The 10,057-nt window shown below is 62.5% G+C and carries 10 protein-coding genes; 7 read left to right on the top strand and 3 right to left on the bottom strand.

Annotation, left to right across the window (positions count from 1 at the left end):
- Positions 1–389: 389 nt before the first annotated feature.
- The 5 genes from SFU54_RS06675 to SFU54_RS06695 all read left to right on the top strand — a co-directional run bounded on the left by SFU54_RS06675 (position 390) and on the right by SFU54_RS06695 (position 4,943).
- Positions 390–1,358 carry a PstS family phosphate ABC transporter substrate-binding protein gene (locus SFU54_RS06675; protein WP_319015510.1) on the top strand — a complete coding sequence of 323 codons (969 nt, stop codon included), beginning with the start codon at positions 390–392 and terminating at the stop codon, positions 1,356–1,358.
- Positions 1,359–1,410: 52 nt separating this feature from the next.
- Positions 1,411–2,364 (top strand): phosphate ABC transporter permease subunit PstC, encoded by a 954-nt coding sequence (pstC, locus tag SFU54_RS06680; protein WP_319015511.1) that lies wholly within the window; start codon positions 1,411–1,413, stop codon positions 2,362–2,364.
- Positions 2,364–3,278 (top strand): phosphate ABC transporter permease PstA, encoded by a 915-nt coding sequence (pstA, locus tag SFU54_RS06685; protein WP_319015512.1) that lies wholly within the window; start codon positions 2,364–2,366, stop codon positions 3,276–3,278. The genes pstC and pstA overlap by 1 nt, the downstream gene beginning before the upstream one ends.
- Before the next feature lie 151 nt (positions 3,279–3,429).
- Positions 3,430–4,200 carry a phosphate ABC transporter ATP-binding protein PstB gene (gene pstB / locus SFU54_RS06690; RefSeq protein ID WP_319015519.1) on the top strand — a complete coding sequence of 257 codons (771 nt, stop codon included), beginning with the start codon at positions 3,430–3,432 and terminating at the stop codon, positions 4,198–4,200.
- Positions 4,201–4,376: 176 nt separating this feature from the next.
- The gene (locus SFU54_RS06695) at positions 4,377–4,943 is read left to right on the top strand and encodes a winged helix-turn-helix domain-containing protein (RefSeq protein WP_319015513.1); all 567 of its coding nucleotides are present in this window, start codon (positions 4,377–4,379) and stop codon (positions 4,941–4,943) included.
- A gap of 8 nt (positions 4,944–4,951) precedes the next feature.
- Here SFU54_RS06695 and SFU54_RS06700 read toward each other — a convergent pair whose 3' ends face one another.
- From SFU54_RS06700 to SFU54_RS06710, 3 genes are read right to left on the bottom strand one after another with little or no spacing between them, the layout of a single operon-like run.
- Positions 4,952–5,923 carry an NUDIX hydrolase gene (locus SFU54_RS06700; RefSeq protein WP_319015514.1) on the bottom strand — a complete coding sequence of 324 codons (972 nt, stop codon included), beginning with the start codon at positions 5,921–5,923 and terminating at the stop codon, positions 4,952–4,954.
- Positions 5,920–8,115: an RNA degradosome polyphosphate kinase gene (locus SFU54_RS06705; RefSeq protein WP_319015515.1), complete on the bottom strand. Its 2,196-nt coding sequence runs from the start codon at positions 8,113–8,115 to the stop codon at positions 5,920–5,922. Before SFU54_RS06705 ends, SFU54_RS06700 begins: the two co-directional genes overlap by 4 nt.
- A gap of 44 nt (positions 8,116–8,159) precedes the next feature.
- On the bottom strand, positions 8,160–8,852 hold the full coding sequence (locus SFU54_RS06710) for a response regulator transcription factor (protein WP_319015516.1): 693 nt from the start codon (positions 8,850–8,852) through the stop codon (positions 8,160–8,162).
- A gap of 50 nt (positions 8,853–8,902) precedes the next feature.
- Here SFU54_RS06710 and SFU54_RS06715 point away from each other — a divergent pair, with 50 nt between their 5' ends.
- A complete protein-coding gene (locus SFU54_RS06715; RefSeq protein ID WP_319015517.1) occupies positions 8,903–9,175 on the top strand; it encodes a hypothetical protein in 273 nt (90 codons plus the stop codon).
- A gap of 165 nt (positions 9,176–9,340) precedes the next feature.
- Complete coding sequence (locus SFU54_RS06720) at positions 9,341–9,937, top strand: FABP family protein (RefSeq protein WP_319015518.1); 597 nt, start codon at positions 9,341–9,343, stop codon at positions 9,935–9,937.
- Positions 9,938–10,057: the final 120 nt, after the last annotated feature.

A 10,057-nucleotide genomic window follows, 5' to 3' on the forward strand; every position in this document is an offset into this window, starting at 1 on the left:
GGGGTGCTCGTGAACGTGCGGTGAACGCGATGTGGCTCGCGTCGGTCAGTTGGGCAATTCCCCTCAATTGTCTCGATGAGATCAGCAGAGGCATCGACGTCTTGATCTTTCTCAGCCCACGGTCGTCGTGCCGAACCGTACTCGAAGCGCGAGCCTGTTCTGTGACGGCTGGATATTTATGGATCGGATGCCTTTCGTTTACCCAACGTTAACCCAAAGAGCCGATTATCGATTTCGACGTCGGAAGCAAATTGACCACCGATCGCTACGCAGTAGTCGCTCGTCGTTCATGTGTCGTTCACCACGTCGGCCTTCGATCGAAACGTCGGAAAGCCGACACTCACATTTCATCCGAAGCGGCCCGCAGGGTCGCCTGTGAAAGGAACACAGTGACCAAGCGCACTTTCAAGTTTGCGGGAATCGCGGCGACCGCCGTTGTCACCGCCCTGGTGCTCTCCGCCTGTGGCGGCCAGACCACCGAAGCCGGCACCGACGCTGAGGGCGGCCTTACGGGTGCCGTCGTCGCCGACGGTTCGTCGACCGTTGCTCCCCTGACCGAGGCGGCCGCTGACGCGTTCCGCGACGTCGAGGCCGGCATCAACGTGACCGTCGCCACCTCGGGCACGGGCGGTGGCTTCGCCGCCTTCTGCGCCGGCGAGACCGACCTCTCGAACGCTTCGCGTCCCATCAAGGACGAAGAGGCTGCTCTGTGCGCCGAGGCCGGCATCGAGTTCACCGAGATCGTGATGGCGAACGACGGCCTCTCGGTCATCGTTCCGCTCGAGAACGACTGGGCCGAGTGCCTCACGGTCGAGCAGCTCGCCACCATGTGGGGCCCCGCATCGGAGGGCACCGTCACCAGCTGGAACCAGATCGACGCGTCGTTCCCCGACGTGCCGCTGGCTCTCTTCGGTGCGGGCACTGACTCGGGCACCTTCGACTACTTCACCGACGCCATCAACGGCGAAGAGGGTGCCATCCGCACCGACTACAGCCCGTCGGAAGACGACAACATCACGATCCAGGGTGTCACCGGTGAGTCGGGTGGCGTTGGCTTCCTCGGCCTGAGCTACGTTGCCGAGAACGCGGACGTGCTTCGCGCCGTTGCGATCGACGGCGGCGCTGGCTGCGTCGAGGCGACGGTTGAGACGGTTCAGGACGGCTCGTACACGCCGCTCAGCCGCCCGCTGTTCGTCTACGTCAAGAACACCTCGTACCAGGAGAACGCGGCCGTCAAGGCGTTCGTCGACTACTACGTTGAGAACGCTGCGGCAATCGCCGAGGCTGCCATCTTCGTGCCGCTGACCGACGAGCAGATCGCGGTTGCTGCCGAAGAGCTCGCTTCGCTCGCGGTCTAAGTACCACCATCTACATCACGCAACACCAACACACAAGGAGAGAGTGCACTCCATGAGCACACTCACCCCCACGGGCGGCCCGACTACTCAGTCGGGCCGCCCCGCGGTGTCACTGACGACTGTTCGCCCACGATACGGAGAGGCGATCGTCAAGATCCTCTTGCGCGTGGCCGCATGGATCACGATCGTCATCACGCTTGGCATCATCGTGGCGCTCCTCGAGCCCTCGATCGAGTTCTTCGCCGAAGTGCCCATCTGGGAGTTCTTGTTCGGAACCCGCTGGGCCCCCCGCTTTGCTGACGCATCGTTCGGAGTGTTGCCGCTCGTCAGCGCGACCCTCTGGACGACCGTCATTGGACTCTTGGTTGCTGTTCCGCTCGGCCTCGGTGCTGCAGTATTCCTCTCGGAATACGCGAGCTCGGGGGTTCGCAAGGTTCTCAAGCCGATTCTCGAAGTGCTCGCCGGTATTCCCACCGTTGTCTACGGTCTCTTCGCTCTTCAGTTTGTGCAAACCACGGTTTTCCGCGAGTGGCTGCAGCTCGACACCGGCGCCTTTAGCGTTCTTGCCGCGGGCGTTGTCATGGGCGTCATGATCATTCCCACCATCGCCTCCATTAGCGAAGACGCCATGTCGGCGGTTCCGCTCGGAATGCGGCAAGGCTCGGCTGCCTTGGGCGCCAACAAGATGCAGACCACTATTCGCGTCGTCTTTCCCGCGGCCATCTCGGGCATCATCGCCGCCATTGTGTTGGGCGTTTCGCGGGCAGTCGGCGAAACAATGATCGTCGCGATCGCGGCCGGTAGCCAGGCACGTCTCGTCACTGGCCCTCTCGAGCAGGGTCAGACCATGACGGGCTTCATCGCTAACGCCGCGCTCGGTGACTCCCGCGTTGGATCGATTGAGTACAACACCCTGTTTGCTGTCGGTCTCTTGCTGTTCTTCATCACGCTGCTCATCAACATCGTTGCTATTCGCATCGTTCGTCGTTACCGGGAGGCCTACTAATGGCGCTCAGCACAGTCAGCATGGGCGGTCACATTCGTGGCGCGACGGTTCGTGGTCGCGCACGGGGTGGCGACTCAAGCCCCAAGTCGATTCTTTTCTTGGTCGCCCTGTGGTTCAGCCTGTTTGTCGCCTTCGGCTTCCTTGTCGTGCTCATCGTTACGACCGTGATCGATGGCTGGCCTCGATTCGATTCGCGACTCTTTACTGAGTACCCCGCGTCTGACCCTGAAGAAGCAGGCGCGCGCCCCGCCATCCTTGGATCTGTATGGGTCATCATCACGACGGCGCTCATGGCTGTTCCGTTGGGCGTTGCGGCGGCGGTCCACATGGAAGAACTTGCTGACAAGAAGCACTGGTTCAACCGCCTTGTCGAGCTGAACATCCAGAATCTCGCGGCCGTTCCGTCTATCGTTTACGGCCTGTTGTCACTGGCGTTCTTGGTGCTCATGGGCGTCGCGAACCGCAACATCGTCATTGCTGGTGCGTTCACTCTGACGCTCTTGATCTTGCCCGTGATCATCATTGCGACGCGGGAGTCATTGCGCGCTGTGCCGATGGAGATTCGCCAGGGTTCCCTCGCGCTCGGGGCTACCGAGCTGCAAACCGTGGCGCGCCAGACCTTGCCGGCAGCGATCCCGGGCATTGCGACCGGCTCGATCTTGGCGCTGTCTCGGGCGCTCGGCGAAGCCGCTCCACTCTTGCTCTTGGGTGCCTTGGTCTTCGTGAGCTTCGACCCCAACGGTCTACTCAGTGGGTACACCACAATGCCCATTCAGATCTTTAACTGGGTCGGTCGGCCCCAAGAGGGGTTCGCCATTTTGGCTTCGGCAACCTCAATTCTGCTGCTGGGCATTCTTCTCGCAATGAATGCACTCGCCATCGTGATTCGCAACCGCTACCAGCAGCGCTGGTAAGTCACTTTCCGATCTCTCCCTCCCACGAAACGGACCTGTCATGTCAACCCAGTCTCAGCCCGCGGAATACAGCCTCTCTGAAGGCCGTAAGCCCTCCATGCACGTCGAGACGGCCGCGCAGCGTCAGCTTGCCGACGTTCCCAACGCGATCATGGAGTGCATCGACGTTGACGTCTTCTACGGAAAGTTCCGCGCGGTCACGGGTGTCAATCTCGCGTTCGGGGAAAACGAAATCACGGCACTCATCGGGCCGTCGGGGTGTGGCAAGTCGACACTGATCCGATCGCTCAACCGCATGAACGACCTCGTTGATGGAGCGCGCGTTGAAGGGCAGATCACCTTCCAGGGCGAAGAGATCTATGGCAAAGACGTTGACGCCATTGAGGTGCGACGCCGCATCGGCATGGTCTTTCAGAAGCCGAACCCGTTCCCCAAGTCGATTTACGAGAACATCGCCTACGGCCCGCGAGTGACGGGCATGAAGCCCAGCTCGATGGATGACTTGGTTGAAGAAGCTCTCACCAAGGCAGCGCTGTGGGATGAAGTGAAAGACAAGCTGAAGCAGAGCGCATTCAGCCTCTCGGGTGGGCAGCAGCAGCGTCTGTGCATTGCGCGCACGATTTCCGTGCGCCCTGACGTGATCTTGATGGACGAGCCGTGCTCAGCCCTTGACCCCATCGCCACCACACGCATTGAAGATCTCATGCACGAGCTGAAGAACGATTACACGATCGTCATCGTTACCCACAACATGCAGCAGGCGGCTCGTGTGGCTGACCGCACGGCGTTCTTTACGGCACTGGCAGATGAGTCAACGGGTGACCGCACTGGTGTGCTTGTTGAGTTCGACAAGACCAACAAAATCTTCGAAGACCCGGCCGACAAGCGCACCGAGGATTACATCTCCGGCCGCTTCGGGTGATGTCTCTCGAGCGCGTGGTGCGCCCCGACGAGGGGACGTTAGATCGCTCGCCGTCGCTGTGGCCGGCCAGAGTGATTATCGTCGAGTCGCCGAGTCGTGCCCTTCGAGTAACGGACAGCGAGTTTCGGTCGGCCGGACTCTCAGTCGTTCACCGTTCAGACTCGGCGGCAGCGTTAGTGGAGTTAGGTCACTCGACGGTGAACGCGGTTGTCGCACCGACTGACCTCATCGGAATGTCGATCGTCGACTTCACCGACGTCGTTGCTTCGTTGACGCGTGCGCCCGTGTTCATCGGACTCGCGCGCGACGACGACCACGCCGATGCTGTTGCTGCACTTGACCGAGGCGCCCGTGGAATCCTTCCCATGCCGCTTGACCCATCGCGAATCGCGAGCGAGGTTCGAGCCCTCGAGCACGCGAGTCGCACAGACGGCGAATCACCCACGGAACTGCGAGTTGGTCACGTTCACTTGCTGTCGCTGTCGCATCGGGTGCTGGTCGATGGGGTTGAGGTTCACCTGTCGCCGAAAGAGTTCGCAATCTTGGAGTACCTGATGCGGGCATCACCACGTGTTGTGCGGTGGCGCGAACTCATTGATGCCTTTGAATCGGGTGCCACCGAACACCTGACACGGGTGCGTGTCATGATCGCAAAGCTACGGGTTCGGCTTTCGGATGCCGCGCCAGGCCTTCCCAACGTTGTGCACACAATCCGAGGCATCGGCTACCGAGTCGGAGATTGACGGTGGCGTCATTCGACGGCTGGCGTGTGGGTTTCCACAGCCACGAGTCGCGGCGTTCCTTCCGCTGACACATGCATGACGGCGTACTCGCCTGTCGACAACGCTGCGCTGCGCCGCAACTCGTGTGTGATTGCCGTTCCCGTGAGCTCGGCAACCGCGCTAATGATTTGCGGGATAACGGGGCCGTGGCTGCACAGCACCGCTGTTGTGCGCTTCGCCAACCGCTTTTCGACCTGCCTCCGAACACGAACACCATCGCTCGCGTAGGCATCTTGACTAATGCTTCGCGTGTGCTTGACCTCGAGCCCTGTGAGCTCAGCGGTCGGGCCGATCGTCGACACGCACCGCGCCGCGGTGCTCGTCACGAGTGTGGTGGGACCAAACGCGGCGACGCCGCCGGCCACCGAGCGTGACTGTTCTAGGCCGCGGTGCAAGAGCGGCCGCGTGTGGTCCGGGCCGTCCCATTGCTCGTGTGGCATGGCTTTTCCGTGCCGGAGCACGATAATTGCAAAGGTTCGCGCGAGCCCGGCTTCGAGTTGGGCGGTGAACCGCTCGACAACGTCCGCATCGTGCTCATACGTGAGGTGCTTGACGGCCTTCGAAATGGGCACCCACTCGAGCGCGCGAATCTCGCCGTTCGCTTCGTAGGAGTGGCGTTCGGCGTGGCCCGCATCCACTTCAGCCGACCAGTAGTGCACGACTTTTTCGCGCCCATTGGGCAAGAGGTATTCGACCGTGCCGAGGGGCGCACCGAGCGAGACGTCGAATCCCGTCTCTTCGGCGATCTCACGCACGGCCGTGTGAGGCAGCGTCTCGCCGGGGTCAACCTTGCCCTTGGGCAACGACACGTCTTTGTGCTGCGTTCGATGAACCAGCAGAATGCGCGCCTTGCCGTCAACCATCTTCCAGACGACGGCACCCGCCGCCTCGACGACGTCAGCGGCGGTGGGGGTCGGAGCAACGGGGTGGGCGGCCGTCATGCGCGCGCCGTGCCTCCGCGCCGCCGGGTCGCGATCGCGTTCATGGTGACATTCTGCAGGTCGGCGAGCGGTCGGTCGCGTTCATCCCGGTGGACACGCTTCCAGTCACCGTCGGGTTGCAAGTGCCACGACGCCGTTCGGTCGCTCATGGTCACCGCAAAGATCTCATCGATGTCGGCGAGATGGTGCGGGTCAACGAGCCTGATGAGCGCTTCAACGCGTCGATCAAGGTTGCGGTGCATCATGTCGGCGCTACCGATGTAGACCTGCGGATCACCGTTGTTGTGGAACGCGAAGATGCGCGAGTGCTCGAGGTAGCGGCCGAGAACACTGCGCACGCGAATGTTCTCGCTCAAGCCCGCGACCCCCGGCACGATCGCGCAGACACCGCGCACGACGATGTCGACGGGCACCCCCGCCGCGCTCGCGCGGTAGAGCGCATCAATAATCGCCTCGTCGACCAGCGAGTTGAGCTTGATGCGGATTCCGGCTGGTAGACCAGCGCGTGCGTTCTCTGTCTCGGTCGCGATGAGCTTGAGCAAGCCCCGGCGCAAGTACCGCGGGGCGACGAGAAGTCGCTTGAACTTCTTCTCGATGGCATAGCCCGACAGCTCGTTGAACAGGCGCGTCAGATCTTTGCCTACCTGGTCGTCAGCGGTAAAGAGACCGAGGTCTTCGTAAATGCGGCTGGTCTTGGGGTTGTAGTTGCCGGTGCCGATGTGGGCGTAGTGCTTGAGCGCGCCGCCCTTTTCTTGGCGCACGACGAGGGCTAGCTTGCAGTGCGTCTTGAGGCCCACCAGGCCATAGACAACGTGCACTCCGGCCTTCTCGAGCTTGCGCGCCCACTCGATGTTGTTTTGCTCGTCGAATCGAGCCTTGATTTCCACGAGAGCGAGCACCGCTTTGCCCCTCTCGGCCGCATCGATGAGCGCTTCGATGATGGGGCTGTCACCGCTCGTGCGATAGAGGGTTTGCTTGATGGCGAGCACGTTGGGGTCACGAGCGGCCTGTTCGAGAAACGCTTGAACGCTCGTGGCAAACGACTCGTAGGGGTGATGCACGAGGATGTCGCCGCGCGCGATGGAGGCGAACACATCGGGGGCGGTGTTGGGCTCAGACGTCTGCAACTGCAATGGCGTGACGGGCACGTGCTTGGGGTACTTCAGGCGAGGTCGATCGAGTTTCGAGATTTCGAAGAGCCCGCCGAGATCGAGGGGAGCCGGCAGCCGATAGACCTCTTGCTCGGTGATGCCGAGCTCGCGCACCAGCAAACCGAGGGTGACAGCATCCATGTCATCGGTGATTTCGAGACGGATGGGCGGGCCGAACCGGCGACGCAGCAACTCACGCTCGAGCGCCTGAATGAGGTTTTCTGACTCGTCTTCGTCGACCTCGACATCTTCGTTGCGCGTGACGCGAAACTCGTGGTGTTCCAAGATCTCCATGCCCGGAAACAACTCATCGAGGTGGTTGGAAATCAGGTCTTCCAGGGTCAAGAACCGAACGCGACCGCTGCCGTCATCGGGCAACTGCACAAAACGCGGCAAGACCGTCGGCACCTTGAGGCGCGCAAACTCGACGCGGTCGGTTTTGGGATTGCGCACGCGCACCGAGAGATTGAGCGACAAACCCGAAATGTAGGGGAACGGATGCGCCGGGTCGACGGCGAGCGGCATCAGCACGGGAAAAATCTGGCTCGCGAAGATCTCGTCGATGCGCGATCGGTCGGACTCGCTCAGATCAGCCCACGACTCGACGTGGATGCCCGCGTCGTCGAGGGCGGGCTTGACGAGCTCGTGAAATGCGCGCGAGTGACGGTGCTGCAGCTCGAGCGCAAGGGAGTTGATGTCGGCGAGCACATCGGCCGGCGCCCGTCCGGTGTTGGTCGGCACGGCCAAGCCCGTCACAATGCGACGTTTCAGGCCTGCGACCCGCACCATGAAGAACTCATCAAGGTTGCTCGCGAAGATGGCGAGAAAGTTGACGCGCTCGAGCAGTGGCACGGCGTCGTCTTCGGCAAGCTCGAGCACACGCTGGTTAAAGCGCAGCCAGCTGAGCTCACGGTCGAGAAAACGATCGATCGGCAACGTGCCGTCGTCGACGCTCGTTGACTCCTCGTAGTCATCGACGAAGTCGCCGCCCACGCCGCCATCGACCTGGTAGCCCGTATCTGTCAAACCCTCGTCGTGCATTTCTGAAGTCTGCCACCACCGTGTGACCGGCGGGTGAACGAGTGTCAGGAGTCGACTCGACTCATTGCGTGCTCGGCGTCGTCTTCGTGCACCGTGAAGCGGTACCCCACGTTGCGCACCGTGCCGATGAGCGACTCCATGTCGCCGAGCTTGGCGCGCAAGCGACGCACGTGCACGTCGACCGTGCGGGTTCCGCCGAAGTAGTCGTAGCCCCAGACTTCGCTCAGCAGTTGCTCACGCGTGAAAACGCGGCTGGGGTGCGTGGCAAAGAATCGCAGCAACTCGAACTCTTTGAACGTCAGGTCGAGCGTGCGGCCGTGCACTTTCGCCGAGTAGCTCGCTTCGTCGATGACGACTCCGGATGCCCGAATCATGCTCGAGCCCTCATCGCGCGACTGGCGGCCGACGGCGAGGCGAATGCGGGCATCCACTTCAGCGGGTCCTGCGGTTTCGAGCAGCACGTCGTCGATGCCCCACTCGGCATTGATGGCCGTCAACCCGCCCTCGGTGAGCACCACGATGATGGGCGAGCCCGCTCCGGTCGTGGTCAAGATTTTGCAGAGCGACTTCGCGCTCGCGAGATCGCCGCGCCCGTCAACGATGATCACATCGGCGGGAGGCGCGCCGACTAGAGCCGCCGGTTCCGCCGGAATTCGGCGTACCCGGTGACTGAGCAGGGCCAGCGCCGGAAGAACGTCGGTGTTCACCTGCGAGGTCAGGATCAACAGCTGAGCCACTTGTCCTCCACGGTGTCTCGCTCAGTGTACAAGCGCCCTAGCATGGGGGCATGACTCGAACGGTCGCCACCGCGCTGCCCGTCTGGCTTGCCGTCATCGCGGCAGTGGTCATTGTGGGCTTCGCGCTGCCCGCGAACCAGTGGTGGGCGGTCTTGCCCGCCATCGCGGGGGGCGCCATGATCATGACCTTCATCATTCACGTGAGCCTCCAGTCGAAAGACGGACTCGTCATGCGCATGCTCGTGACGGTGACGGGCGTCTTTGTGGTGTTGGCTCTCGCCTCTGTCGTCACAGCCCTCGTAGCGGGCTTCTCAAGCAGCTAACGGGCACCTCACTCTCAGCGAGCCGTCGTAGACTGGCAGCATGCTTCTCGCTCTTGAGATCTTCTTCCTCGGCCTTCTCGGTCTGGCGACGCTCTCGATCGGTTTCGTGTCGGTCGTCGTGCTCGTCAACCTGTACCGCGGCCAACGCTGATTCCGCCCGGCGCCGTGTTCAACCTCGACACGAGCCTGCCGGCCGAACTGGCCCCGCTCGCGTGGCTCATCGGCGTGTGGGACGGCACCGGTGTCGTGCACTATCGCGACGGTGATCGCACGCGCGAGCACGAGTTCGGTCAGCGCGTGAGCTTTAGCCACGACGGCCTCAACTACCTCAACTACTCGTCGCACACGTGGTTGCTCGATGAGGCCAACACCCCGCTGAGCGCCGAGGCGGGCTACTGGCGTTTGCATCGTCCATCGCAGGCCGGCGACCCGGGGCCGGGCATGTTGCCGGGAGAGGGCCCCCGACCCTACGCAACCGCCGAACAGGTTGAGCAGTTGCGCGCGCCCCATGGGGGCTTCGACGTCGAGGTCGCGCTCATTCACCCCAGTGGCGTGAGCGAGCTCTACCTCGGCCGTGTGGGCGAGGCGCGCATCGACCTTCAGACCGATGCCGTCATGCGCTCGGCCAGCGCCAAAGAGTATGCCGCCGCCACGCGCCTCTACGGCCTCGTCGACGGCCGTTTGCTCTGGGCTTGGGATATCGCCGCCCTCGGTCATGACCTGCGCACCCACGCTTCGGGAACCTTGAGCCGCGATGCCTGAGCCGACCTCTCCGAGCCCGCTCCTCGCGCTGTCGGGCGCAGTCGCACTGGCCGTCGCTGCCGATAGTCAGCCCACCGTCGCGTCGCACTACGGCGACCCCGTTGCCGAACAACGGATGCT

Origin of the sequence: Microcella sp., assembly GCF_033763155.1 — a bacterium.
Classification (GTDB): Bacteria; Actinomycetota; Actinomycetes; order Actinomycetales; family Microbacteriaceae; genus Microcella.